General features: G+C 58.6%; 20 protein-coding genes. 17 read left to right on the top strand and 3 right to left on the bottom strand.

Going from position 1 to position 26,922, the window contains the following annotated elements; genetic code table 11:
- Positions 1–70 precede the first annotated feature (70 nt).
- The 6 genes from CKW17_RS12205 to CKW17_RS12175 all read left to right on the top strand — a co-directional run bounded on the left by CKW17_RS12205 (position 71) and on the right by CKW17_RS12175 (position 13,540).
- Positions 71–3,604: a calcium-binding protein gene (locus CKW17_RS12205; RefSeq protein WP_095120008.1), complete on the top strand. Its 3,534-nt coding sequence runs from the start codon at positions 71–73 to the stop codon at positions 3,602–3,604.
- A 168-nt stretch (positions 3,605–3,772) separates the two neighbouring features.
- A complete protein-coding gene (locus CKW17_RS12195) occupies positions 3,773–5,638 on the top strand; it encodes a hypothetical protein (protein ID WP_141234563.1) in 1,866 nt (621 codons plus the stop codon).
- Between the two features lie 414 nt (positions 5,639–6,052).
- Positions 6,053–7,567 (top strand): hypothetical protein, encoded by a 1,515-nt coding sequence (locus CKW17_RS12190; protein ID WP_095120005.1) that lies wholly within the window; start codon positions 6,053–6,055, stop codon positions 7,565–7,567.
- A 285-nt stretch (positions 7,568–7,852) separates the two neighbouring features.
- Complete coding sequence (locus tag CKW17_RS12185) at positions 7,853–9,517, top strand: hypothetical protein (RefSeq protein ID WP_095120004.1); 1,665 nt, start codon at positions 7,853–7,855, stop codon at positions 9,515–9,517.
- Between the two features lie 43 nt (positions 9,518–9,560).
- Positions 9,561–11,480 carry a hypothetical protein gene (locus tag CKW17_RS12180; protein ID WP_095120003.1) on the top strand — a complete coding sequence of 640 codons (1,920 nt, stop codon included), beginning with the start codon at positions 9,561–9,563 and terminating at the stop codon, positions 11,478–11,480.
- Positions 11,481–11,947: 467 nt separating this feature from the next.
- Positions 11,948–13,540 carry a hypothetical protein gene (locus CKW17_RS12175; RefSeq protein WP_095120002.1) on the top strand — a complete coding sequence of 531 codons (1,593 nt, stop codon included), beginning with the start codon at positions 11,948–11,950 and terminating at the stop codon, positions 13,538–13,540.
- A 144-nt stretch (positions 13,541–13,684) separates the two neighbouring features.
- On the opposite strand, the gene uraH is transcribed toward CKW17_RS12175, so the two are convergent.
- Positions 13,685–14,038 (bottom strand): hydroxyisourate hydrolase, encoded by a 354-nt coding sequence (uraH, locus tag CKW17_RS12170; RefSeq protein WP_008080901.1) that lies wholly within the window; start codon positions 14,036–14,038, stop codon positions 13,685–13,687.
- Between the two features lie 420 nt (positions 14,039–14,458).
- On the opposite strand from uraH, the gene puuE reads away from it, so the two are divergent.
- From puuE to CKW17_RS12130, 8 genes are all read left to right on the top strand, one after another.
- Entirely contained in the window at positions 14,459–15,385 is a 927-nt protein-coding gene (gene puuE, locus CKW17_RS12165; protein ID WP_095120001.1) for an allantoinase PuuE, read from the top strand.
- The gene (gene uraD, locus CKW17_RS12160) at positions 15,382–15,897 is read left to right on the top strand and encodes a 2-oxo-4-hydroxy-4-carboxy-5-ureidoimidazoline decarboxylase (protein WP_016982874.1); all 516 of its coding nucleotides are present in this window, start codon (positions 15,382–15,384) and stop codon (positions 15,895–15,897) included. The genes puuE and uraD overlap by 4 nt, the downstream gene beginning before the upstream one ends.
- A gap of 88 nt (positions 15,898–15,985) precedes the next feature.
- Positions 15,986–16,981, top strand: coding sequence for an allantoicase (gene alc, locus CKW17_RS12155; RefSeq protein ID WP_095120000.1), 996 nt, complete (start codon positions 15,986–15,988; stop codon positions 16,979–16,981).
- A gap of 119 nt (positions 16,982–17,100) precedes the next feature.
- Positions 17,101–17,604, top strand: coding sequence for an ureidoglycolate lyase (locus CKW17_RS12150; RefSeq protein WP_077571770.1), 504 nt, complete (start codon positions 17,101–17,103; stop codon positions 17,602–17,604).
- Positions 17,605–17,655: 51 nt separating this feature from the next.
- Positions 17,656–18,963, top strand: coding sequence for a urate hydroxylase PuuD (locus CKW17_RS12145; RefSeq protein ID WP_095119999.1), 1,308 nt, complete (start codon positions 17,656–17,658; stop codon positions 18,961–18,963).
- Positions 18,964–19,130: 167 nt separating this feature from the next.
- A complete protein-coding gene (locus tag CKW17_RS12140) occupies positions 19,131–20,489 on the top strand; it encodes a nucleobase:cation symporter-2 family protein (RefSeq protein ID WP_095119998.1) in 1,359 nt (452 codons plus the stop codon).
- A gap of 162 nt (positions 20,490–20,651) precedes the next feature.
- Positions 20,652–21,437: an outer membrane protein OmpK gene (locus CKW17_RS12135; protein ID WP_016982869.1), complete on the top strand. Its 786-nt coding sequence runs from the start codon at positions 20,652–20,654 to the stop codon at positions 21,435–21,437.
- A 373-nt stretch (positions 21,438–21,810) separates the two neighbouring features.
- Complete coding sequence (locus tag CKW17_RS12130; RefSeq protein ID WP_095119997.1) at positions 21,811–22,596, top strand: outer membrane protein OmpK; 786 nt, start codon at positions 21,811–21,813, stop codon at positions 22,594–22,596.
- A 90-nt stretch (positions 22,597–22,686) separates the two neighbouring features.
- Here CKW17_RS12130 and CKW17_RS12125 read toward each other — a convergent pair whose 3' ends face one another.
- On the bottom strand, positions 22,687–23,859 hold the full coding sequence (locus tag CKW17_RS12125) for a patatin-like phospholipase family protein (protein WP_095119996.1): 1,173 nt from the start codon (positions 23,857–23,859) through the stop codon (positions 22,687–22,689).
- A gap of 33 nt (positions 23,860–23,892) precedes the next feature.
- On the bottom strand, positions 23,893–24,825 hold the full coding sequence (locus CKW17_RS12120) for a lipid A biosynthesis lauroyl acyltransferase (protein WP_095119995.1): 933 nt from the start codon (positions 24,823–24,825) through the stop codon (positions 23,893–23,895).
- Positions 24,826–24,942: 117 nt separating this feature from the next.
- Between CKW17_RS12120 and minC the strand changes: the two genes are divergently transcribed.
- The 3 genes from minC to minE all read left to right on the top strand — a co-directional run bounded on the left by minC (position 24,943) and on the right by minE (position 26,916).
- Positions 24,943–25,680: a septum site-determining protein MinC gene (gene minC, locus CKW17_RS12115; protein ID WP_095114357.1), complete on the top strand. Its 738-nt coding sequence runs from the start codon at positions 24,943–24,945 to the stop codon at positions 25,678–25,680.
- A 169-nt stretch (positions 25,681–25,849) separates the two neighbouring features.
- Positions 25,850–26,662, top strand: coding sequence for a septum site-determining protein MinD (minD, locus tag CKW17_RS12110; protein WP_007913953.1), 813 nt, complete (start codon positions 25,850–25,852; stop codon positions 26,660–26,662).
- Positions 26,662–26,916 carry a cell division topological specificity factor MinE gene (gene minE / locus CKW17_RS12105; protein ID WP_003223146.1) on the top strand — a complete coding sequence of 85 codons (255 nt, stop codon included), beginning with the start codon at positions 26,662–26,664 and terminating at the stop codon, positions 26,914–26,916. The genes minD and minE overlap by 1 nt, the downstream gene beginning before the upstream one ends.
- Positions 26,917–26,922: the final 6 nt, after the last annotated feature.

The raw sequence follows: 26,922 nt of genomic DNA, 5'->3' as shown, positions 1-26,922 counted from the left end.
AGCAACAAGGATTTGCTCATAACATCGCGTCTATTCCGTACAACAAATTGCCCTGAACAAGGATGTTCAAATGGCCACATTGATTCAAGACTCCGTCATACACCATGACACCGTCGTCATTAACGACATCGATATTCATACCAATGAAAAAACAACTTCGACTCTGGATTTGAACAGTCAGTCGGACAATTCAGCGCTGCCTAAAAACCCTGCAAAGACCGCTCAACTGAAAATGGTCGATGACTTGTTCGGTCCGATCGAGATTGGTTCGCTGTCGGTGACCCGCGTTTCCCTCGATATATTGGGTGCCACGATCGACGGTCAGTCCTTGAACGGTCGAAACACTTTTTTCCGCACACCGAAGCGCTCTTTCATCAACTCGTTACAGTTCAACCCGGCCAATGTCGAACTGCAGATGCGGCAATCGGCGGGTACAGACAGTTATCTATTGCCGTCGCTGCTATTCGAAGTTGCCAGCCGACGTCCACTGACGGCGCCTCCTGTAATGAAAGAAGCAGTTGGCGAGGAGATCGATGCGGACGGCTATCGCGGCAAACTGCAGAAACTCTTGAATGCGGCACAGAGACTCGATCTCAGACACGCGCAATTACCCCGCAAAACACATCGCTGGGTCAATATCGCCAAAAGTACGACGACGCTGGGTTCGAGCCTCGGTATTCAGGGGTTTGGAATTTACATGGGCTTGCGCGGAATTTATGACGGGATAAGAACCAACAATACCGACGAGATCGTGATCAACACCACCGGCCTCGCCTCCGAGCTGGGTTCCATTGCCGTTGATATCGCCGTGACCCGGTCCGCGACGCAGATGCTCAAAGCCGGACACAGTGCCTACACCGACTTTGTCAAAACCCGATTTGCGATCAGGTTGAGCCGCTCCGGAGGCCTGGTCGGTGGCGCCCTGACGCTGCCTTTCGATATCTATACCGCCGTCAGGTCATTCAATGCTGCCGACAATGCCAAAGGCAAAGAGGCCATAGACCATTACGTCAGCGCTGGCTTGAGTATCGCCAGTGCCGGCATGACAGTGATTCTCGGCCTGGCCGCACTGGCCGGTTTTTCATTCGCCGGGCCGGTCGGCCTTCTCGCTGGTGCGTTGCTTGCCGTCGGCTCACAGATTTATGGCGCCGTACGGATCGTCGATGACATTGATGATTACATCGAACTCACCGACGAGGAGCGCTGGCGTACAGGCTGGTTTTCGTTCGTGGGAAAGAGTCCCGACAAAGATGTCCAGGACCGCTATTCCATAGCCAAAGCCACGGTTGAACATAGCCGGCAATTAAAACGGACCGCCCGAAGATTGCTCGATGGGACCTGGGAGAAAAAGCTCGAAGCTGTCGTCAACGGCGCATTCGAAGTTGAACTCGAGCCGAGCCGCAGGCTGATCAGAAACTGGTGGACCAAGCAGGACAATTGGGAAACGGTCGATGTGCCAAAAATCAAAGGCAGGGATGACACGATCGATGCCCGAGACGGCGTCACACCTGATACTCCCGGCGCAGAACTGGGAACCGCCGCAGCGCACAAAGGCGTCATCTGGTTCATCGGCGACGGTAAAGACGTGATCAAAGGAGTGAAAGAAAAACCCAACACGGTTCATTACGGCGCGGGAAAAAAAGATCTCACGGGAGGCGAAAAGGATGACCGGTTTGTCTTCGAAGCGGCCGGGAAGCTGATCGAGACGGGCGCCGACGTGCCCGGGTATTCGAAGATCAGGGGCGGCTCTGGCAACGATACGCTGGTGCTGGAAGGCAACTACATCTCAAGATTGCCCGAAGGCTCCGGTTATGACGTCGACCTGCAGTTCGGTACGTTGCATGTCAGCGTGACAGACAGTGAAGCAGAGGACGGGAAAAAACATACCTTCCATAGTTTGCTCGAAAGTATTGAAAACATTGAGACCGTGCCTGGCGCCACTTCAACCGTCAACGGTACGGACGGCCCCAATATCATCCGATCCCAAGGCAGGGACACGATCACCGCAGGCGGTGGCGATGACCAGATAGTCCTGTCTCACACCGGGGCCTCTGCACACGGAAACGCGGGAATGGATACTTACATCATTGCCCACATCCCTGGCGATCTGGCCATCTTCGAGGACGGTGAACAGGCCAGCGTTATTGCGTTGAACTGGCGAGCGGATCAGATTGAAAGCTGGGCCATCAAAGAAAACAGCCTGGTAATCACATCACGATTCGACTTTTATGAGATGCCCAGGAATGTTGTTTCCGTCCATGACATTTATCAGCAAGTGGATAGCAGGCTCACGCTGAAAAACAATCAGCTGACGTTTATCACCAAGGATGACTTTCACCTGGTGCCGGACTTGCCGGAAACCATCGAACACAACAAGAACATTGATGTACATGCAGTGATTAGCAAAGTCGGGAGACGACAAGGCCCGATTATTCTTAACGCCGATACACATATCATCAAAGACGACAGACCGCTGGACTTGTTCATCCCGAAAACCCATGACCTGACCACGCTTTATCTAGCGAAAAAACGCAATTCGGTAACCCGTCTGTTTGTGGACTATGCAAGCGCAGAACTGAGCAAAGTCGAGGCCCGCTTCGGCGCCAGAATATCCGACGCCAATGGCGACCTGGTGGTGGGGTGTGATCTGTCCTGCCACTTTGCAGATAAATCGTTACTCATCAAAGGCTACTCGACCAAGCGTGGCGGCATGGACCCGATGAATCTGCTGAAGATCCTGAGAGCCATGGACACTTATCTCGATCATAAAGTGACACTGGTCTTCAAGGATGGCGTCGCAGCGAATTTACGCCTGACACCGGAAACCGAGGCACAACCGGCTGATGCCAAATTTGCCGTGTATGCCTTCACCGAATGGACCACTCCGATTTCACTCCCGCTGCAACTGCTGCCCGGCGACTACGCCTACGACCTGGCGCAGAATGAGCCGTACCAACTGAAGGCCAATGCCGGATGCGCCAAGCTCTACGCTTATGCGCTCCAGCCCGGGCTGGACACTCTGGAAGGCCAGGGCTCGACGTACCTGGTTCACCTTGCCGCCAACATGCATATCCGTCTGTGTACGCCGGGCGCCCTTGCCAGCTCCAGCCTGCGCCTGCCATTTGCATCCACCTGGGACCTGGACGCCACGGAACTCGGCAAAGTCGACATCACCCTCGAAAACAACCAGTTGCAAATCGGCACCTGCGTTATTCACCTGCCGACTTACGACAGCGAAGACCTCATCGACCAGGTGCGTGTGATCACCGAAAAGGGCATCGTCCACACCGTCGACCTTTCCTTTGACTGGGTGTATCAGGATGGACTGGACGCGCGGTTCTTTGAAGAGCCCGATGCGACGGCGGCGTTGCCGGACGAATTCGCATCGGTCGCCGACAAAGTGCTGAAAGTCAGGTACATCGCCCTGGCCGACAATGAGCCCGGGACACTGAGTTACAGCTTGCCGATGCGGCGATGGATTCTGGACAGCGACAAGCGCCGAGTCATCGATTACTCGCAACTGCAGGTTTTCAGATATTGCACGCATCAACGACCAAGCCTGTTAACCCCGGCACCTCCACTGATCGAGGTTCCGGCGGCGTGAGCCTCCGTGCCGGGTAACGCCCGACAAATCTGCATCATCCGCAAGAACGATCACTGACGCCTCGAAACCTTCCCAGGCCCGACTCATCGGGGCTGGCAGCGTGTGCGTCCGGCGAATGCAAACAGATCATTTCCTTATTCAGAAACGCCTATCAACAGGATGTTGTTCATGGCCAAGCCCCCAAAGAAAGTCGCTGGTTCCGCCAGTACCGATACACCCGCCACCACACGACTACCCGAGGCAGAGCCCCTGACAAATCGTCTTCAGGCAGCCGGCCCTTCCACCGTGCGACTGCCTGGCGATCCGACGCCCATCGCGCATTTACCGAATGTGCAGGTTGACGCTGATCTGAGTCGACCCGCCGTGATCGTGAGCGACATGCCGCAACCGGCCGTCGAATCGGCGAGGAACGAAATCGCCTGGCCGCGCAGTCGCTATGCGGAACTGGCGCCTTTCGGAGCCGCGGATAGCGGACTGTTTGAGGGGCCGGATTTGCGCATATACGCAGAAATAGGTACGGAAGGCCGCTTTCAGGTCGAGCAGAACGCACAGGGGATCTACCACGTACCTCTTTCCTTCGCGCCCGGGGTTCCCGGGCCGGTCCTGGCGAAAATCGACGGCCAGCCACGCTGGCGTATCGAGCGCCCAGGCTGGCAATCACCACCGATCTCGGCCGAGTATCCCCCAAGCTCACGCTCACCCGCCTACCTTGCCCCTCAATTGACTGCTCTGCTGGAGCCGGCACTTTCGACGGACGGAATCCGTTACGACAAGCACAATAAAGCCTACGTCGAAATGGAAGGGGGGATGGTTCTGGTGGGCAAGCGCCGCGACGGGCACTACCAGGAAATATCCGCCAGCGAACGATCGTCCTCCGGTGCCGAGGTGGAAATGATTCCGGGCACGAAACTCTGGCGCCGGAAAGCCCCGGTCAGTCCGATTGAACCGATCCCCTCGCCATCAGGCCTGCGTCCCACTGCCGGGTCAGACGCTGCCCAGCCTGGCCCAGGCAAGCGAGCACGGCTCGACGCAGGCGCGATTCCGGAACAGCCAACCTCCGCTGACGCGGATCAAACACCATATTTCTGGTTGCCGTGGGGCCATTTGAACCCACCGTCATCGGGAGAGTCGGTGCAATTGGGCTGGCTTCATTACTCGATCGTGCCAATCGGCACGGCCCCCAACCGGGTTCCCAAGGTGTACTTCCTGCAGCACCCGGAGTTTGCGCCGGCGTATTTCGATGCCTTTGAACAGATGTTGCGCGACGCACCTGACTTGCAGCCGGTTGCAACCTTTCGCATCGGGTATGAGCCGGGCGAGGCGCGACCGGGCAAACGCTTCTTCGAGAAGCCGTTGTCGCAATCCGTCGCCGAGACCTTCGTGGATTTTTCCGCGTTCACTTCACGGGCCGTCGCCAGAAGACTGTTCGAACTGTCGGATTACCCACCAGCCATCACGGCCACCGGACTGATGAACATACAGGCCGTGTTGCATCAGTGGAACCACAAGCCCTTCCCCACGGTGCCTGCCTATGCCGACCCGCTCAACCTGTTGCCCGTCGCTTCCACCAGCGAAATCGCGGGCAGGAAAGTCATCAAACTGCTCCCGCAGATCGAGGGTGAACTGCACAGGCTCACCTTCGATCCGCAGCATTTCGCGTTCGAATGGCGGCACTACTCGGCTGACCCTTCTGACTACAACCTGCGGCGTCTGGTCGGCGCCCTGCTGATCCGCAGTGGCTATGACGTTTTCCCGCTGACGCACGATCACCGCAGACCGGCGCTGGTCTTCAAACGCGCAGATCAGCAGACGGTATTTTTCCTGAAACTTGGGGTGCTCAACCATGAACTGGTGGTGCATAACACCCTGCCGGGTACCGAGTTGGCCGATCCGGATCTGCCCGCACGCATCGGCAGTGCCGCGCACCTCGCGCTGACGAGCGCCGAGGCACAAAAGAATCTGGTGTGGTTGATCGGCGGCGTGCTGAAGACCGAGTCGGCCGCCGATTCGGTGTTCATTCTCAGAGAGCGTTGAAGCCCGCCGGGAACCCCTGTGTCTCGCGCCTCGAGGGTTCCCAAGCGGCCACGGATACTCTTCGATATCACTGAAATGCCTTGCATCATCTGGCCACAAAGCAAGACGTATATACCGCACGCCACGACTGCCGATTGCCGAACATAAGTGCTCTTGAAACCCGCCGCGCGATTTCAGAATCGTTGCGGCGCAAGTTCGCCTGATCATTTTGGCGCGTCCGCTGCAGAGCCTCGGATGCCGCTTTATCGGAGCACTTCAATGGCTAAGCCACCCAGGAAAATTCCGGCTTCAACGTCAGCCGATACATCACTGCCTCCGCCGAGGCCAGACACCCCGGCGGATACGCGCGCAGGCACCGGGCTTTCCATCCCCGACACGGCAGGCGGGAGTCCGACGCCGGGTTCATCCTCAGCGATGATCGTCTCCGATGTGCCCGGCCAGCGCCCAAGCGTCATCGTCAACGCCCTGCCCGAACCGCTGCCCCACTCACCCGTCCAACCCACGCAAGCGGCGCCGGGAGCAGCAGACTCGACGCCGCCGCACGCAGGTGCTGTGGAGGGGGCCGGCAACCTCAACATTGCACCTGAGCTGGCGGCACTGCTGATGAATACCCCGCACACGCCGGAAGGTTTTCGTCACGACAAACGTGGTGCGTCGTATATCAATATGGAGGACGGCAGTCTCTGGCTGGTGCGCAGACAACCCGAGGGGCATTACCGGCAAGCCTCGGCCCATGACCGAAACTGGCTCGGCGCTGAGGTTGAACTGATTCCCGCCAGCAAACTCTGGCGGCGAGTAGAGCCGACATCCACGACGGCAAAACGTCCGCAGGCAGATCCAGAGCTCCCGCCTGCTGAAACGGCGGGGCCGAGCAAACGGCCGCGTCATGAACAGGCCGACACCGCTCGGGCAGACGCATTGATGGAGTCGTTGATTTCGCGACAGCCGAATGTTTTGGATCTGTCTGCTGGCCAATGGAAAAACTGGGGGAAAACCAGCAAACCGGAACAGGGCGACTCGATAGAAATAGACGGCGCCCACTTCTCGATTGTCTCCACTGGCGGTCAACCGCACACCGGCCTGGTTTACGTACAACATCCGCGATTTTCGCCCGAGGGCTACGACGGTTTTGAACAGGTACTGATCAATGAGCCTTCACATCAGCCGAAGTGGGCAATCCAGCGCGACGGCCAATGGCACGTCGTGGAAAACCATTTGCCGTTCGAAATGCCAATGGCGCAATACGTCTCCAGTGCCTTCAAATATTTGTCGGAACATACCGAGCGCGCCCTCGCACGCGGGGTATTCGATCACAGCAGACAATCCAAAGCCCTCGACAACCATGCGTTGTCGATGATGGTGTTGACCTTTCGGCACTGGCACGACCGCATCAACAACGAAGCGCCGACCACACGCGGCCTTCTCGACCCGTTGATGCTGTTGCCCAGACTGTCGGTACAGCCCGACCCACTGTATCCCGGCGGCCTCCTTTCCTTGCCCCCGTCCAACGCGCATAGGTTTCAGCGGATCGATTTCGATCCACAGAAGTTTCCCGGTGAATGGGCCGAATACGCAGCAGCACCCACCCCTGCCAATCTGCGCAACGTGTTCGGCACGCTTCTGCGCAACAACGGCTACACGCTCCATCCGTCCTCGCGCGCATTGCAGGAAGGAGCATTGATCTTTCACCGCGAAGGCGTCGCTGCGGTGTTCGTGTTGAAACTGCCGCGCATCACCGGTCACTCGATTCCTCGCCCCACGTTACCAGGCAGCGAAATCTCCGGTTCCGCGTTTCAGGCAAGGCTGACCCCCGCGGCCCAGCGCGAATTGAACATTCACCTGGCCCAGAAACAGGTCATCTATCTGGTGGGCGGCGTGCAACCAACCGAGCCGGGCAAAAAGAGTTTCTTCATCGTCAGAGAAGGCTGAAAGCCGTTCGCAACCCAATAACCCAATGGAGCACCAAGGATGGTGAAGCCACCCAAAACAATTCCACTGACCACACCGCCCGACACCTTGTCGACCCCGCCGAGACCGGGATCGAATCAGTCCTCGGGCCCCCGTTCCGGCACCGACACTCCCGATCTCGCGGCAGGCAACGCTGTCCGCCCCCCAGAACCGTCGGCGGATGTTGCACCAGACGCGACCGGGCGCCTGCCATCGGTAGTGGTCAACGCATCGCCTGAATCGATTGCCAGGTTGCTGGAGAGCAATATGAATTCCATTACCTGGCCCGCTGCCAATGCTCATATGTTGCGCGCGATCGACAATGGCCTGTTTCACAGCCCGCAGGGCGGCACGTATGCGCAGGTCATCGGCGAGGGTTACCTGCAAGTCGAGCGTCAAACGAACGGGCGTTATCGAGTTTTCTGGCCTGAGTCTCTAGGGGAGCCCGGCCCGTTTCTGCAACAGATCGACGGCCAGCCCTTGTGGAGGCCCGATTCGGTTGATCGAGCGGAGCTCTCCCCCGAGGCAGATCGTGCGAGGGCAGGCGCATCAGGCGGCGAATTGCCCAGTCACCTCACGGCCGACCAGGCCAACTGGCGAACAGGAAATACCGCAGCCAGCCCGGACGGCCTCCGTCACGACAAACGCGGAGCGACCTATGTCGAGATGGAAGACGGCACGCTCTGTCTGGTGCGTCGGCAACCCGAGGGGCACTACCGGCAGGCTTCCGCCCACGAACGAAACTGGCTCGGCGCAGACGTTGAACAGATTCCGGGCAGCGGACAGTGGCGGATAAAAACGCCGCAATCATCATCGCAGCATGATTTACCGCAGCCCGTGCACAAACGGCCTGCGAGCGAGGCCGACGAAAATTCGCCCGCACCCGGCAAACGTCCCCGCCTGGCAGAGGAGCAAAAACCAGACGACACAGGGTCAATATCCGGGACGACAGCCGATGCCAGACCGCTGGCACCGGCCACGTCTGCCGGGGAATGGCGGCACTGGGGGATGACCCTCAAACCCGAATGGCATGACTCCATAGACATAGACGGTCAGCACTACGTGATCGTGCCGCAACGCGTACTGCCTGACACTACCCTGGTCTTTCTTCAACACCCGCTGTTCAGTCCGGGCCGATACGACGCGTTCGAGCAGATGCTCAAGAACAATCCGTCACTGCAACCGAAGTGGGCCATCAGGAAAGATGACCAATGGACAGTGGTGGAACTCCCGTCATTCGAAAAATCGCTGACTGAGTCTGTAGCCACCTCTTTCCGGTACTTGGCCGACCACTCCTTGAGCGCCATCGCCAGAGCAGCGTTCAACGAGGTCAACCACAGCGAAGTCATCAACGGTGATGGACTGCGCGTGTTGTTCGACACCTTCTATCACTGGGAAAACCGAACCCTTGCCCTCGCCTCCAGACGCGAGCTCGCTGACCCGCTGATGATGCTTCCCGTGTTGCCCACCCAACCCTCCGCCCATCTGAATGGACAGACACTGTTGCTGCCCTCGCCCTTTGCCACGGGTCTGGAACGCATCGACTTTGATACCCGGCTGTTCGAACAACGATGGCGTGAGGCCGTGCACGCCCCCGGCTCCAGCCTGCGCGCGTTATTCAGCGAGCTTCTGCAGGACAACGGTTATGCCGTGGATCGCACCAGTCGACTGTTCAGCGAGGATGCCTTGCTGTTTCAGCGCAGCACTCTGGACGTGGTGTTCGTCTTGCGTCTGCGTCCAAGCACCCCGGACGGGAGGGTGAATCGCAGGAGCGATCCTGGCGACGAACTGCTGGTACCGACACTCAGGGCCCGCCTGGCGCGATCCAGATGGCGGCAAATGCTCGAACCCGACAAGGTCGTTTATCTGGTCGGCGGCACGCAAACCGTCTCTGCGCAGCAGACGCTGCTGTTCATCGTCAGAGAAGGTTGAGCGCCATGTCCATCCCCAACCAACCCCATCGAGAATGACCTGCATGGCCAAACCACCAAAAAAAATCCCGGGTACCGCCGTAGCCGATTCCACCACGGGGCCTCGTTCACCGGCGGCGGAGTCGGCTGATATCAGTCCCGTCCCTGGCGCGGCTATCGACACCGTGCGGGTGGGTGAACAGCGCATGGCTGACCTCACGCCCCATGTGCCGACCGGCGAATTGACACCCCCACCATCGGTGCTGGTCAGCGACCTGCCTGCCCACCGTCCATTGTCACCCAATACAGCGTTGCGCTCGCTCACCTGGCCCGCTGAAAACCTGCATTTGTTGATTCCTCTGGATATCGACAGCGGCCTGTCCATCAGCGCCGATGGCAGGATTTATGCCGCTGTCGAGAACGAAGGCCATTTGCTGGTCGAGCGCCAATCCGACGGTCGCTATCAGATTCCCTTCGATTTTGCCCCCGGTGTGCCCGGCCCGTTCGTCAGCAAAATCAGGGACCAGTCATTGTGGCGTTTCGAGATCCCGGACTGGCTTGTCGAAAACTCAGGCAGACCGGCCCTCTTTACGCCCCCGCCTGGCCCGATTACCGATCACACGCCGACATACCTGGCGCCGCATCTGGCGGCCCGGCTTTCTCCAGCAACAGACTCACCCGATGCGATTCGGTATGACCGTTACCGAAAAACCTATGTGGACACCGCCGAAGGCACGGTCATGGTGGGGAAAAATGACAAGGGCGATTATCAGCAAACCTCCGCCGCAGATCGCCACCCCTCTGGCGTATTTCTGGAACGGATGCCCGGAACGCTCTACTGGCGGCAAAAAAATCCGCAAACCTCTGCCCGCCACGACAATCCACGTCAGGACAGGCGCCGACCTGCGACGCCGACCGACTCCGCACCAAGCCCCGGTAAACGCTCGTTCATGGGCAACGACGCAGACAGTGCCAGCGATACGCAGGCACTTGCCGAAAGCCTGATTTCGTCCAGCGATGGCACGCTTGATCTGTCTCATGGGGCATGGCGCGACTGGGGCAAGACAACCCCCTGGCCGCTGGAAACGCACATTGAAATCGACAACCTTTATTACCCGGTGGTGACTCAGACCCTAATCGCCGACACCCCCATGGCCTATATGAAACACCCACGGTTTTCACCGGATCTGTATGACAGTTTCGAGCGCATGCTTGTCACCGAACCCGCCTTGCAACCCCGATGGGTGGTCAAGATCAATGATCGTTGGAGAGTTCTGGGCCAGCGCTTGCCGTTCGAGTTGCCGCTGACGCAATACATTTCAGCCCATTTCAAATATCTCACCGAGGAATCGACCAGTTTCCTCGCCCGAGCCATGTACAACCAGGCCAACAGATCCGAAATCATCAACGGCCACGGTCTGGCGGTATTGAATCAGACGTTGCGCTTCTGGGCCGACCGGACGAACAACAAGGTGCAGCGACAGGATCTGGCCGAGCCACTTTGCCTGTTGCGCAAACTGCCGCCCTTGAATGAGGCCCAACGGTCATCAGCGCTTCCTTCCTCGCTGGGTGAAGGTTTGCAGCGACTGGATTTCGATCCGGGGCAATTTGCTCAGCTCTGGATCGATCATGCCGTGCTGCCGGCGACACCTCAACTGCGAAAACTGTTCAGCGCCGTACTGACGAAAAACGGCTACCGCCTCGAGCCTGCAACGCTCAGCACTGGTGAAAACACGCTGCTGTTTCACCGGGAAAAGATCAACAGCCTGTTTGTATTGACCTTCCCTGCAGTCAGCGGTCAGCAAATACAGCGCAACGCAACGCCCGGTATTGCCTGGAGCGATACCGACCTGCAAATCCGTATGGGTGAAAAACAGCAAACATTGGCCACTTATAGAGAGGAACAGCGGCTGGTCCATCTATTGGGTGGCATTGATAAACGCACGCAACGTCTGGCAACGCTGTTTATCGTCAGGGAGGGCTGAGTCTTTTCAGGACAAGTACAACCAATGAAATAACCCAACGTCGCAAGGCGACGATGGCCATTTGTTGCCTGCGGGACGACCGTTACAGGCACCCGGCAACAAACGCTGCACGGCCCGTTCAATCAACCCATGGCCCGACAACATTCAACGATCGATCACTTAGAGATACGCCAATGACTAAACCACCCAAGCCCCCGATGGGCAATCGAACACCTGATACTTCTACGACCCGACCGGTGCAGGATCAGGGGCCGCCCCATTCGCCCGCCCTTATGATTGGCCCTATGCCTGGCCCGTTGCTTGCCTCGTTCCTCGACAACGTTCCCACCGCAAGTTCAGGGAGGGATACAAGCCCACAAGTAACGGTGACGTACATAACCGATCCAGTGACTACCGACCTCAATGCGAAACTCAGGGAGATTTCCTGGCCCCCTCTGCAGAGTCATCTGCTGCGACCGCATGAATCCGTGGACGGTTTGTTCTTCAGTCCCGAAGGTCACCTTTATGCGCATCTTGGTGAAGGTGGCTATTACCGCGCCGAACACAACGTCGATGGCGACTTGCAGATTCCCTGGCCCGCCGCTCCGGGTGTAACGCCTCCCCTGCTGAAAAAAATCGCCGGTCAGCCACGCTGGCGTCTCGAGGCCGACTGGTATTCCCGCCCGCCAACGTCTGAAACCCGGTTACCGCCAGTGCTGGCACCCGCGCCTCCCTCACAGACGTCACTCTTTCTGCCCCCGCACCTCGCGGCGCTGCTGACCATTGCGCCAGACACCACGAACGGTATCCGTTACGACAAGCACAAAAATGCCTACGTCAACATGGCAGAAGGCACTGCCATGGTGCGCCGCAACGATGATGGCCAGTTTGAACTGGCGTGGTCCGGACAGCGGTCAACCGGCGATCTGGTCGAGCAGATACCGCAAACAACGCTCTGGCGTCGCAAGGTCAGCGGCGCGGTGCAAGCGGACAATCGCCGACCAGCCCCCGCCGCCGAGGAGCCGACAGCCGGGCCAAGCAAACGGCCACGCCTGGAGGCTGAACCGGACGCTACCGGGCCGTCTGCTCCTGTGCTATCTGCCAGCGACTGGCATGCCTGGGGAAGCGCCGTAAAACCAGGCACCGGAGACTCTATCGAGATCGACGGACAACACTATTCGATCGTTTCGCAGGCGGGACATGCCACTGACGCCCTGGTCTTTATCAAACCCCCACTGTTCGCCGCCGAAGGCTTCGAGGCTTTCGAGCAGATGTTACGCACCACCCCGCAGTTGCAGCCCAAGGGCGCAGTGAAGTTGAAGGAAAGATGGGGAATACCGATCAACGACAAATGGGAGGTCGTCGCTGGCCCTCCATTTAAAAACCCCCTCGCGCAGTACGTGGCCGATACTTTTCCATACATGGCAGAGCATTCGGCGAGTGCCGTCGCCCGCGCCATGTTCAATCGCGCCAATCACGCCGAAACGCTCACCGGTTACGGGCTGAACGATTTGTTTGAAACCTTCCAGTATTGGGCAGTCAGGCCGCAAAACATATGGGATCAAAAAGTCAGCCGATACGATCTGGTCGACCCGTTGTTGTTATTGCCTGCGCTTTCCAGACCCGGCGAGAGTTACATTGCCAAACCGTCAGGGTTCACCGAAGGCCTGCAACGTATCGACTTCGATTTGCAGCGCGTGCCTCAGCATTTGCGCAAGATCAACGACGAGTATCGCAGCAAAAAACTGCGAACCCTGTTCCAGAGCGTTCTGACGGAACAGGGTTATCAGGTTTCCTCTAGCTTTCGGGGATCGGCGGCCCAGCAAGATGCGTTGATGATTCAGCAGCAAGGTGTCGACCTTGTATTCATCCTGCGCTTCCCGGCCTTGATGCAGGGCAACTACCTGGATTTCGATGTCACGAACTGGCTGCGAACCAAAGCGCTGGTCAACAAACATGAGCCTTCCGACGAGGCCCTGTTGAACAAAGCACTCGCCGAAGACAAGGTCGTATATTTGATCGGCGGTCTGGAAAGAGATTCTTCGGGCCAACCGAGTCTTTTTGTTTTCCGACAAAAATAACGAGCGCGTCAGGTTCAAGCCTTCAGCCTGGCCAGGTCTGACATCAGCCTGACGCAGACAAAAAAAAGCCCGCAGTGTGAGCGGGCGAAAGACCAAAGAAGCTATATGCGCAGTCGCTTCCCGGTGGGGGCAGCTGCTTGGGGGTCAGCTGCCCCGGTACGTGGAATAGCTGTAAGGCGAAATCAGCAATGGCACGTGGTAGTGATCCTGTTCGGCGGAGATGCCGAAGCGCAGCACAACCACGTCCAGAAATGCCGGTTCCGGCAACTGAACGCCACGGGCGCGGTAGTAATCGCCCGCGTGGAACTGAACCTGATAAACGCCGGTACGATAATCATCGCCTTGCAGCAGCGGCGCATCGACCCGGCCATCGCTGTTGGTGACCGCACTGGCGACCAATTCCAGTTGCGAACCTTCAACGCGGTACAGCTCGACCTTGATCGAACTGCCCGGGCAACCGTGTGCAGCGTCCAAAACGTGTGTTGTCAAACGTCCCATTGATTCTGCGCGCCTGCCTGCGTGGAGCAGTCAGACCTCGCGCCTCCCGAAGTCAGATAAAAAGGAGACCGCACCGATTCGGAGCACGAAACGCTGCGGCGAGCGTTTGATTAAGACACTTTTCAAAAAAATTGTACACAATAAAAACGACATTTTTCTTACCACCCCCGCCATTCGGGGGTTTCCTGCCGATGAGCCAGCGATACGCCTATTCATTGAACCTCCTATCCATTAGCTGACTGGTCAGGCAGGTTTCTTGCAGGCTCACGCCAATAACAGTAAAAGATGACAGTCGGTGAAAAATGCGAAAATTCAGGCTTACAAATTGCGAATAAAGTTGTATACAATCAGCCCATCGCTGTGACGCCAGCCTGCCAGGCCGCCACATACATCTGTCAACGAACAAGAAGGAAGACTGCAGTGAGCGCTGACTACCCACGCGACCTGATCGGTTACGGCAGTAACCCTCCTCACCCACACTGGCCGGGCAATGCCCGCATCGCCCTGTCGTTCGTACTCAATTACGAAGAAGGCGGCGAGCGCAACATTCTGCACGGCGACAAAGAATCCGAAGCCTTCCTGTCTGAAATGGTTGCCGCTCAGCCGCTGCAAGGCGCGCGCAACATGAGCATGGAATCGCTTTACGAGTATGGCAGCCGCGCCGGCGTCTGGCGGATCCTGAAACTGTTCAAGGAATTCGACATTCCGTTGACCATCTTCGCCGTCGCCATGGCCGCTCAGCGCCACCCGGACGTGATCCGCGCGATGGTCGATGCCGGCCACGAGATCTGCAGCCACGGCTACCGCTGGATCGACTACCAGTACATGGACGAAGCGCAGGAACGCGAGCACATGCTCGAAGCGATCCGCGTCCTCACCGAAATCACCGGCGAGCGCCCACTGGGCTGGTACACCGGCCGCACCGGGCCGAACACCCGTCGTCTGGTCATGGAAGAAGGTGGTTTCCTCTACGACTGCGATACTTACGACGACGACCTGCCCTACTGGGAACCGAACAACCCGACCGGCAAGCCGCATCTGGTGATCCCGTACACCCTCGACACCAACGACATGCGCTTCACCCAAGTGCAGGGTTTCAACAAGGGTGACGACTTCTTCGAATACCTCAAAGACGCGTTCGACGTGCTCTACGCCGAAGGCGCTGAAGCACCGAAAATGCTCTCGATCGGTCTGCACTGCCGCCTGATCGGCCGTCCGGGTCGCATCGCTTCGCTCAAACGCTTTATCGAATACGCCAAAAGTCATGAACAGGTGTGGTTCAGCCGTCGCGTCGACATCGCGCGTCACTGGCACGAAACCCAGCCGTACCAAGGGGCCGCCCAATGAGCCGCTTTCAAACCCTGCAACCGTCGAGCCTGAGCCGCGACGCTTTCGTCAAAGCCTTCGCTGACATCTACGAACATTCGCCATGGGTGGCCGAGAAGGCCTACGACCTCGGCGCGGACGCTTCGATCGATGAGATCGAAACCCTGCACCAGCGCATGAGCGACATCCTGTTGAGCGCCGATCACGCCAGTCAACTGGCCCTGATCAACGCTCACCCGGACCTGGCCGGCAAAGCCGCCGTCCAGGGCCAATTGACCGAAGCCAGCACCAATGAACAGGCTGGCGCCGGTATTCACCAATGCACGGCCGAAGAGTTCCAGCGCTTCACCGAGCTGAACGACGCCTACAAAGCCAAGTTCAAGTTTCCCTTCATCATGGCGGTAAAAGGCAGCAACCGGCATCAGATCCTCGCGGCGTTCGAAACGCGTATTCACAACTCGCAAGACACCGAGTTCAAATGCGCGCTGGCGGAGATCAACAAGATCGCCCTGTTCCGTTTACTGACTCTTTAGCGAAGCCTGACCCGAGTGCATCAGACGCGGAGAGCACCCAGGGTCTTGCAAGCATCCCCAGCCACTTATTTAAAGGCAGACAAGAAGAATGAAAGCTTACGCCGTACCTTTCGAAAAATTCGTCAACCTGGCCGATGCCCGTCTGGGCACCAAAATCATCTCGGTCACCGATGACTGGTTCGCAGACGCCAATCGTCTGTTCCAACCGACCCCGGCCGTATGGAAGGAGGGCGTGTTCGATGACAACGGCAAGTGGATGGACGGCTGGGAATCGCGCCGCAAGCGCTTCGAAGGCTTCGACAGCGCCGTAATCCGTCTGGGCGTACCGGGCTCGATCAAAGGCGTGGACATCGACACTTCATTCTTCACCGGCAACTTCCCGCCATCGGCCTCTCTGGAAGCGTGCTTCCTGGCCTCGGGCGAGCCTGATGAAAACACCCAGTGGACGGAAGTGCTGTCGGCCGTCGAGCTGCAGGGCAACAGCCACCACTACCACGAAATCAGCAACGACCAAGCGTTCAGCCACCTGCGCTTCAACATCTACCCGGACGGCGGTGTTGCCCGTCTGCGCGTGTACGGTGTGCCGCACCGCGATTGGTCGGCGGTTGGCGACAACGAGCAAGTCGATCTGGCAGCAGCCCTCAATGGTGGCCGCGCCCTCGCCTGCTCCGACGAACACTTTGGCCGCATGAGCAACATCCTCAACCCGGGCCGTGGCATCAACATGGGCGACGGCTGGGAAACTGCACGTCGTCGCACGCCGGGCAATGACTGGGTCATCGTCGCGCTGGGTCACCCGGGCGAGATCGAGAAGATCGTCGTCGACACCCTGCACTTCAAAGGCAACTACCCGGACACCTGCTCGATCCAGGGCGCGTTCGTCAAGGGCGGTACTGACAGCCAGATCGAAACCCAGTCGCTGTTCTGGCGTGAACTGCTGCCAAGCCAGAAGCTGGAGATGCACGCCGAACACACTTTCGTCGAGCAGATCAAGGCGCTGGGCCCGATCACCCACATCCGCCTGAACGTGTTCCCGGACGGTGGTGTGAGCCGCCTGCGGGTTCTCGGCAAGGTCGCTAAATAAGGTTGAACCCATTCGCGAGCAGGCTCGCTCCCACATTTGGAATGCAATCCCCTGTGGGAGCGAGCCTGCTCGCGAAGGCGTCAGAACAGTCAACACAGAATTCGGATAAGAAGAACAGCATGCGCACACTAACGATTGAACCGCTGAGCAAAGAAGCCTTCGCCCCTTTCGGTGACGTGATCGAAACCGACGGCAGCGATCACTTCATGATCAACAACGGTTCGACCATGCGCTTCCACAAACTGGCGACGGTCGAAACCGCTCAGCCTGAGGACAACGCGATCATCAGCATTTTCCGCGCCGACGCGCAGGACATGCCGCTGACCGTTTGCATGCTGGAACGCCATCCGCTGGGCAGCCAGGCTTTCATACCGCTGCTCGGCAACCCCTTTCTGATCGTGGTCGCGCCAATTGGCGATGAACCTGTATCAGGCTTGGTCCGCGCCTTCGTCACCAACGGCAGGCAGGGCATTAATTACCATCGCGGCGTTTGGCACCATCCGGTGCTGACGATCGAAAAGCGGGATGACTTCCTGGTGGTTGATCGCAGTGGCACAGGCAATAACTGCGATGAGCATTTTTTCAAAGAGGATGAGCGTTTGATCCTCGCCCCCCACCAATAAGAGAAGGTCTGATCACTCGACAACAAGAGTGACAGGCGAGAGGTAAAGACTGTGGAAGCACATCTGTTGGAATGGCTGAACCTGAGCGTGCGCTGGGTTCACATGATTACTGGCGTGGCCTGGATCGGCGCGTCGTTCTACTTCGTCTGGCTGGAGAACAACCTCAACCGCGTCAACCCGAAAACCGGTCTGGCCGGTGACCTGTGGGCGATCCACGGTGGCGGTATCTATCACCTCGAAAAATACAAACTGGCCCCACCGGCGATGCCGGAGAACCTGCACTGGTTCAAATGGGAAGCCTACTTCACCTGGATGTCGGGTATCGCGCTGCTGTGCGTGGTGTTCTACTCCAATCCAACGCTCTACCTGCTGGCTCCGGGCAGCACCCTGAGCGGCCCGGAAGGCGTGGCCATCGGTATCGGCTCGCTGTTTATCGGCTGGTTCATCTACTCCTTCCTCTGTGATTCGGCCTTGGGCAAACGCCCTGCTCTGCTCGGTTTCATTCTGTTCGTGCTGATCATCGGCGCGGCGTATGGCTTCAGCAAAGTGTTCAGCGGTCGTGGTGCGTACCTGCACGTCGGCGCGATCATCGGCACCATCATGGTCGGTAACGTGTTCCGCATCATCATGCCGGCGCAACGCGCACTGGTCGCGGCGATTGCCGAGAACCGTACGCCGGACCCGGCGCTGCCAGCCAAAGGCTTGCTGCGTTCGCGTCACAACAACTACTTCACCCTGCCGGTGCTGTTCATCATGATCAGCAACCACTTCCCGAGCACCTATGGCAGCCAGTACAACTGGTTGATCCTCGCCGGGATAGCGGTGTTGGCGGTGTTGGTGCGTCACTACTTCAACACCCGTCACGACAGCCACAAGTTTGCCTGGACGCTGCCTGTGGCAGCGGTGGGCATGATCAGTCTGGCGTACGTCACCGGCCCGATGCCGATGTCGACCGCGCCGGAAGTGGCCAAGGCACCAGCGAAAATCGAGTACCAACCGCTGCCGGAAACGGCACTGGGTGGTGGCGCGAAACCGGCTGAAGCAGCACCGGCAGCCCCTGCTGAACCTGCTGCACCAGCACAAGCTTCCAACGCCGGTCCTGGCTTTGACAAAGTCCACACCGTGATTCAAGAACGTTGCGCGGTTTGCCACTCGGCCAAACCAACCAGCCCGTTGTTCAGCGCAGCTCCAGCGGGTGTGATGCTCGACACCCCTGAGCAGATCCGTCAGAACGCGGCGCGCATCCAGGCGCAAGCCATCACCACGCAGATCATGCCACTGGGCAACATCACGCAGATGACCCAGCAGGAACGTGACCTGATCGGTGCATGGATTGCCCAGGGAGCACAGACCAACTAAGCAACAAAGCTTCGCGAGCAGGCTCGCTCCCACAAGGACACCTTCAATCCCTGTGGGAGCGAGCCTGCTCGCGAATCGCCTTAACGCGGTTTACCTGATGCACAGAAACAGCTGTGAGCAACCCGGCAGCTGTTCAATCACAAGAATAAAAAGATCCGAGGTGTTGCATGTCCGAGCTGTCCAAAGCGCGCATCCCCGACGCACCCGCCATTCAGCGATTGCCCCTTTTGCAACTGATCCTGGTCGGTTTGCAACATGTTCTGCTGATGTACGGTGGTGCCATCGCGGTGCCGCTGATCATTGGACAGGCCGCTGGCCTGAGTCGTGAAGAAATTGCCTTCCTGATCAACGCCGACCTGCTGGTCGCCGGTATCGCCACCATCGTGCAATCCATGGGCATCGGCCCGATGGGCATTCGCATGCCGGTGATGATGGGCGCCAGTTTTGCCGCGGTCGGCAGCATGGTCGCCATGGCCGGCATGCCCGGTATCGGCCTGCAAGGCATCTTCGGTGCGACGATCGCCGCCGGTTTCTTCGGCATGATCATCGCGCCGTTCATGTCCAAGGTCGTACGCTTCTTCCCGCCGCTGGTGACCGGCACGGTCATCACCTCGATCGGTTTGTCGCTGTTCCCCGTGGCCGTGAATTGGGCCGGTGGCGGCGCTGCCGCTGCGCAATTCGGTTCACCGATTTATCTGGCCATCGCCGCTCTGGTGCTGGGCACGATTCTGTTGATTCACCGCTTTATGCGCGGTTTCTGGGTCAACATCTCCGTACTGATCGGCATGTGCTTTGGCTACCTGCTGTGCGGTGCGATCGGCATGGTCGATCTGAGTGGCATGGCCAACGCGCCATGGGTTCAATTCGTCACTCCACTGCATTTCGGCATGCCGAAATTCGAACTGGCACCGATCCTGTCGATGTGTCTGGTGGTGGTGATCATCTTCGTCGAGTCGACCGGGATGTTTTTGGCGCTGGGCAAGATCACCGGCCAGGAAGTCTGCCCACGCATGCTGCGTCGCGGCTTGCTGTGCGATGCCGGCGCCTCGTTCGTGGCGGGTTTCTTCAACACGTTTACCCACTCCTCTTTCGCGCAGAACATCGGCCTGGTGCAGATGACCGGCGTGCGCTGCCGCTCGGTGACCATCGTTGCCGGTGGCTTGCTGATCGTGTTGAGCCTGTTGCCGAAAGCCGCATTCCTTGTTGCCTCTATTCCCCCAGCGGTTTTGGGCGGCGCAGCGATTGCGATGTTCGGCATGGTCGCCGCAACGGGCATCAAGATTCTTCAGGAAGCCGACATCGGTGACCGTCGCAACCAGTTGCTGGTCGCGGTGAGCATCGGCATGGGCCTGATCCCGGTGGTACGTCCGGAGTTCTTCGCGCACCTGCCAATGTGGATGAGTCCGATTACTCACAGCGGCATCGCCATGGCCACGCTCAGCGCGCTGACGCTGAACCTGTTGTTCAACATTCTCGGCGGCAAAGAGCGCGCAGCGATCAACGACTGCCACGCCCACCAGCACTAACGAAGTCACCACAAAACCCTGTGGGAGCGAGCCTGCTCGCGATGTCGTTATCAGATTCAACAGATTCGTTGACTGATTCACCGCTATCGCGAGCAGGCTCACTCCTACAAGGGCGCGCAACAGCTCTGCGCCTCAAACAATAAAAACAAGAGGGAGCAACAGATGATTCGCACGCAAACCAACGTTCTGTTGAGTGGCGGCCTGCTGGCCGCGAGTCAGGCCATGGCCGGCGATTTACTGCTGTGGCAGACCAACAGCCTGAGCTATCTGTACGGCAAGAACTTCGCGATCAACCCGTCGATCCAGCAGACGCTGACCTTCGAGCACGCCGACAAGTGGAAGTACGGCGACAACTTCCTGTTCGTCGACAAGATCTTCTACAACGGCAAAGAAGACGCGAACAAAGGCCCGCACGCCTTCTACGGTGAATTCACCCCGCGCTTCTCGTTCGGCAAGATCTTCGACCAGAAACTCGAGTTCGGCCCGATCAAAGACGTCTTGCTGGCGATGACTTACGAGTACGGCGAAGGCGACAGCGAGGCCTATCTGATCGGCCCCGGTTTCGACCTCAAGGTGCCCGGCTTCAACTACGTCACCTTGAACATCTTCCGCCGCCAGACCGAGGGCCCGCGCCCCGGCGATGGCGTCTGGCAGATCACCCCCGGCTGGTCCTACAGCTTTCCCCTGGGCAATTCCGATGTGCTGATCGACGGCTATCTCGATTGGGTGGTCGACAACGATGAGAACTCGCGCGGCACCTACCACGCCAACCTGCACATCAATCCGCAGATCAAATATGACTTGGGCAAAGCCCTGGGCTGGAGCCACAAGCAGCTGTACGTCGGCACCGAATACAGCTATTGGAAAAACAAATACGGCGTCGAAAACACCCACAACTTCGACACCAATCAGAACACCGCCAGCCTGCTGGTCAAGGTGCACTTCTAAGATGGCCCGCAACCGTGCCCCATGCCTGTCGTCGGTGCTCTGTTGCGGGGCACTTGAGGCCTGGCCGTTGAGTCAGTATTCTCCGCGGCCTCATGAATTCGGTCTAAAAAAAAGCCCGGATTTAATTCCTGACCGAAAAGCCAACTTATCCCGGCCCCGGTCAGTACCGAGGCATCCCGAAAACACACTCAATCGACTGTTTTTCAGCAGCCGAGCGGGTGTTTTTTTGCTTTTCGAAAGCCTTGGCTCGGCTCTTGCTAACAGCAACGAAGCTGACCGATCGGATGACTTTTGCAGCAACGAAAAAAGGCGCCACACCAGAGCGCCGATCTTAAAAAAATAAACGTGGAACACCTACTTTGGGAGCAACCGAATGAAACGTATGTGCACCAGCCTGATGCTCGCGGGATCGATGTTGGCCGGCGGCCAGGCCATGGCCGAGGGCCTGCTGCAGTGGCAGAACAACAGCCTGACCTACCTGTATGGCAAGGACTTCCAGGTCAACCCGCGCATCCAGCAGACCGTCACTTTCGAACACGCCGACGCGTGGACGTACGGCGACAACTTCTTCTTCTTCGACAAGATCTTCTACAACGGTGGCAAGGACTTCAGCAACGGTCCAAACACCTACTACGGTGAGTTCAGCCCGCGCATCTCGCTGGGCAAAGTGCTCGACCAGAAGATCGAGTTCGGCCCGATCAAAGACGTGCTGGTGGCGATGACTTACGAGTTCGGCGAAGGCGACACCGAGTCGTACCTGATCGGTCCAGGCTTCGACCTGGCGATCCCGGGCTTCGACTACTTCCAGTTGAACTTCTACCAGCGTCACACCCAAGGTGCTCGCGCCGGTGACAACGTCTGGCAGATCACTCCGGTCTGGTCCTACACCATCCCGGTCGGCAAGTCGGACATCCTGATCGACGGCTTCATGGACTGGGTCACCGACAACGACTCCAACTCCAAAGGCGACTACCACGCCAACCTGCACTTCAACCCACAGGTCAAATACGACCTGGGCAAGGCGCTGAGTTTCGGCGAGAAGCAGTTGTATGTCGGTGTTGAATACGACTACTGGAAAGACAAGTACGGCATCGACGACACCGGTGCGTTCAAGACCAATCAGAGCACCACGAGCTTCCTGGTGAAGTTCCACTTCTGATTTCAAGAGCTTCGCGAGCAGGCTCGCTCCCACATTCGACCGAGTTCCAATGTGGGAGCGAGCCTGCTCGCGAAGGCCTCACCGCAGATTTCAGGCCGGAATCACCGCTTCGGACAGCCCCAAAAACCGGCAAAGCTCCTCGCGCTTGGCCAACGCATCCCTGCGCCCCAAATCAATCAACTCGCTGCAATACCCCGCCTCGAACAGCAGATAACTCAACACCCCAGCCCCACTGGTCTTGGTCGCTCCCGGCCCACGCAGAAACAGACGCAACGCCGCCGGCAATTCCTGGCGATGCCGCGCCGCGATCTCATCAATTGGCTGACTCGGCGAAATCACCAACACCTCCACCGGTGCCACGCCCAACTCGCGCGTCGGCGTGCCGGCAGGCATCAAGTGGCTGAACTGGTTGAGACGCTGCAGCAACTCGATGTCGCTCTCGAGGCTGTCAATGAACGTGCTGTTGAGCATGTGCCCGCCAATCTGCGCCAGCGTCGGCTGTTGCCCCGTATAAGCGCGCTCCAGCGGCTGCTGCGGATCAAACCCGCGCGGGTTGCCGCTGACACCCACCACCAGCACCCGGCTCGCCCCTAAGTGCAGCGCCGGGCTGATCGGCGCCGATTGCCGCACCGCGCCATCGCCAAAGTATTCATCGCCAATTTTCACCGGCGCGAACAGCAACGGAATCGCCGAACTGGCCAGCAAGTGATCCACCGACAATTGCGTCGGCACGCCAATGCGCCGATGGCGCAGCCATGAATCGATCGTGCCGCCACCCTGATAGAACGTCACCGCTTGCCCCGACTCATAGCCGAACGCAGTCACCGCCACGGCATGCAATTGCTTGCGCGCAATCGATTCGGCGATGCCGGGCATGTGCAGTTTTTCATTGAGCAGTTCGCGCAGCGGCGAACTGTTGAGCAGCGCCACCGGCAATTGCCGACCAATGCCGAGCAAACTGTGACTGACAAAGCGGCTGGCCTGACGGATAACCCCGGGCCAGTCACTGCGCAGCACGCGATGGCTGCGAAAGCCTTGCCAGAACAAGGTGAGACGCTCGATCGCGGCGCGAAAATCCGTGGCGCCACTGGCAAGGCTGACCGCATTGATCGCCCCGGCCGAGGTGCCGACGATCACCGGAAACGGATTGTCCGAACCCAACGGCAGCAATTCGGCAATCGCCGCTAACACGCCCACCTGATACGCCGCCCGAGCCCCGCCGCCGGAAAGAATCAAACCTGTGACCGGTTCAGTTGGGCTCATCGCAACACTCCATGGTGCTTGTCAGTGATTGGTTCAGCGGCGCTTGGCGTACAACTTCGGCTCGCCCGGTGGGCGGCTCTTGAAGCGACGGTGCGCCCACAGATATTGCTCGGGGCAGGCACGCAAAGCGCTCTCGACCCACTGGTTGATGCGGATGCAGTCGGCTTCTTCGGTTTCGCCGGGGAAATCTTCCAGCGGCGGATGAATCACCAAGCGATAACCGCTGCCATCGGCCAGACGTTCCTGCGTGAACGGCACGACCAACGCCTTGCCGAGACGGGCGAATTTCGTCGTCGCCGTAACGGTCGCGGCTTGAATGCCGAACAGCGGCACGAAGATGCTCTGCTTGGCGCCGTAATCCTGATCCGGCGCGTACCAGATCGCGCGACCGGAGCGCAGCAGCTTGAGCATGCCGCGCACGTCGTCACGCTCCACCGCCAGCGAATCGAGGTTGTGCCGCTCGCGGCCCTGACGCTGAACATAGTCAAACAACGGATTCTTGTGCTCGCGGTACATGCCGTCGATGGTGTGCTGCTGGCCGAGCAACGCCGCGCCGATTTCCAGCGTGGTGAAATGCGCCGCCATCAGGATCACGCCTTTGCCTTCGCGCTGGGCCTTTTGCAAATGCTCCAGGCCTTCGACGTGGGCCAGCTTGGCCAGACGTTCACGCGACCACCACCAGCTCATGGCCATTTCAAAGAAAGCGATGCCGGTGGAGGCGAAATTCTCCTTGAGCAGACGTTTGCGCTCGGCGGCGGATTTTTCCGGGAAGCACAGCTCAAGGTTGCGCTTGGCGATGCGCCGCCGGTCGCCGGCCACGCGATACATCAACGCGCCCAAAACTCGACCGATGGTCAGCAAGGCCGGATACGGCAACTGCACGATCAGCCATAAAAGCCCCAGACCGCACCAGAGCGGCCAGAAGCGTGGAGCAAGAAATGCTTTTCGAAAACGCGGGCGATCCATTAAAGCTTCCGTAAATACAGTGGCCGCGCATTCTACATCGTTCGACCCGGCTTGCGGCCTGCGGGCGTTCTCGTTATAAGTCTCGGCACTTTTAGTGACAAGCCGTTGTATGCCGACATGAGCCAAACCGAACCGTTAGACCAAGATCCCGTATTCCAGCTCAAGGGCAGCATGCTGGCCATTACTGTGCTGGAACTGGCCCGTAACGACCTCGAAAGCCTCGATCGGCAATTGGCCGCCAAAGTCGCCCAGGCGCCGAACTTCTTCAGCAACGCGCCGCTGGTTCTGGCGCTGGACAAACTGCCGCCGAGTGAAGGTGCCGTCGATCTGCCGGGCCTGATGCGCGTCTGCCGTCAACATGGCCTGCGCACCCTGGCGATTCGCGCCAGCCGCATCGAAGACATCGCCGCCGCCATCGCCATCGACATTCCGGTGCTGCCGCCTTCCGGCGCCCGTGAGCGGCCGCTGGAAACAGCCGAAGCCGAAGTCAAAAAGAAACCGGAAAAACCGCCTGAACCAACGGTCAAACCGACCCGCGTCATCACCACGCCAGTACGTGGTGGCCAACAGATATATGCGCAGGGTGGCGATTTGGTCGTGGTGTCCTCGGTCAGTCCGGGGGCGGAACTTCTCGCCGATGGCAACATCCATGTATACGGCCCGATGCGCGGTCGGGCGCTGGCCGGCGTGAAGGGTGACACCAAGGCACGGATTTTCTGTCAGCAATTGAGCGCTGAACTGATCTCCATCGCCGGTCATTACAAGGTTTCCGAAGATTTGCGTCGCGACCCTATGTGGGGCTCGGGCGTACAGGTCAGCCTGTCGGGCGACGTGTTGAACATCATTCGGCTTTAACGGATACTGCCGCATTTTCCAAGCATCTCTAAAACGTAGCGAAAACGGCTCAAACGAAGTAGGAAAAAGGCTCAACGCCGAATTCCAGCCAAGGCTGTCCGACTGCAGTAGTTTTCAAGAGATGTTTTTCAGGGGCTAAAAAGTCCTTCTTCCTTAGGGGTGAAACACCTTGGCCAAGATTCTCGTGGTTACATCCGGCAAGGGTGGTGTGGGTAAGACCACCACCAGCGCCGCTATCGGTACCGGCCTCGCTCTGCGCGGCCACAAAACAGTGATCGTCGACTTCGACGTGGGCTTGCGTAACCTTGACCTGATCATGGGTTGCGAGCGCCGCGTGGTGTATGACTTCGTCAACGTGGTCAACGGCGAAGCCAACCTGCAACAGGCCCTGATCAAAGACAAGCGCCTGGAAAACCTCTACGTACTGGCCGCCAGTCAGACCCGCGACAAAGACGCGCTGACTGTCGAAGGCGTGGAAAAAGTCCTGATGGAGCTCAAGGAACAATTCGAGTTCGTAGTCTGCGACTCCCCGGCCGGCATCGAAAAAGGTGCTCACCTGGCCATGTACTTCGCTGACGAAGCGATCGTCGTGACCAACCCGGAAGTGTCCTCGGTACGAGATTCGGACCGCATGCTCGGCCTGCTGGCGAGCAAATCGCGTCGCGCCGAACGTGGCGAAGACCCGATCAAGGAACACCTGCTGATCACCCGCTACCACCCGGAGCGTGTTGAAAAGGGCGAAATGCTCGGCGTTGAAGACGTCAAGGAAATCCTCTCGGTAACGCTGCTCGGCGTGATCCCGGAATCCCAGGCGGTGCTCAAGGCATCCAACCAGGGTGTACCGGTGATTCTCGACGACCAGAGCGATGCCGGTCAGGCTTACAGCGATACCGTCGACCGCCTGTTGGGCAAAGAAAAAGCCCACCGTTTCCTCGATGTCGAGAAGAAGGGATTCTTCGAGCGCCTGTTTGGAGGTAGGTAATGAACCTTTTTGACTTCTTTCGTGCCAACAAAAAGCCAAGTACCGCCTCGGTAGCGAAAGAGCGTCTACAGATCATCGTGGCGCATGAGCGCGGCCAGCGCAGCACGCCGGATTACTTGCCAGCCTTGCAGAAGGAACTGGTCGACGTGATCCGCAAGTACGTCAACATCGGCAACGACGACGTACATGTTGCACTGGAAAGCCAGGGCAGTTGCTCGATTCTGGAACTCAACATCACCCTGCCCGATCGCTGAGTCGAT

The sequence above is a fragment of the Pseudomonas sp. Irchel s3f10 genome (assembly GCF_900187515.1).
In the GTDB taxonomy this organism is placed as follows: Bacteria; Pseudomonadota; Gammaproteobacteria; order Pseudomonadales; family Pseudomonadaceae; genus Aquipseudomonas; species Aquipseudomonas tensinigenes.
The sequence above is the reverse complement of the archived record's forward strand: the minus strand, read 5'-3'. Positions and strand labels throughout refer to the sequence as shown.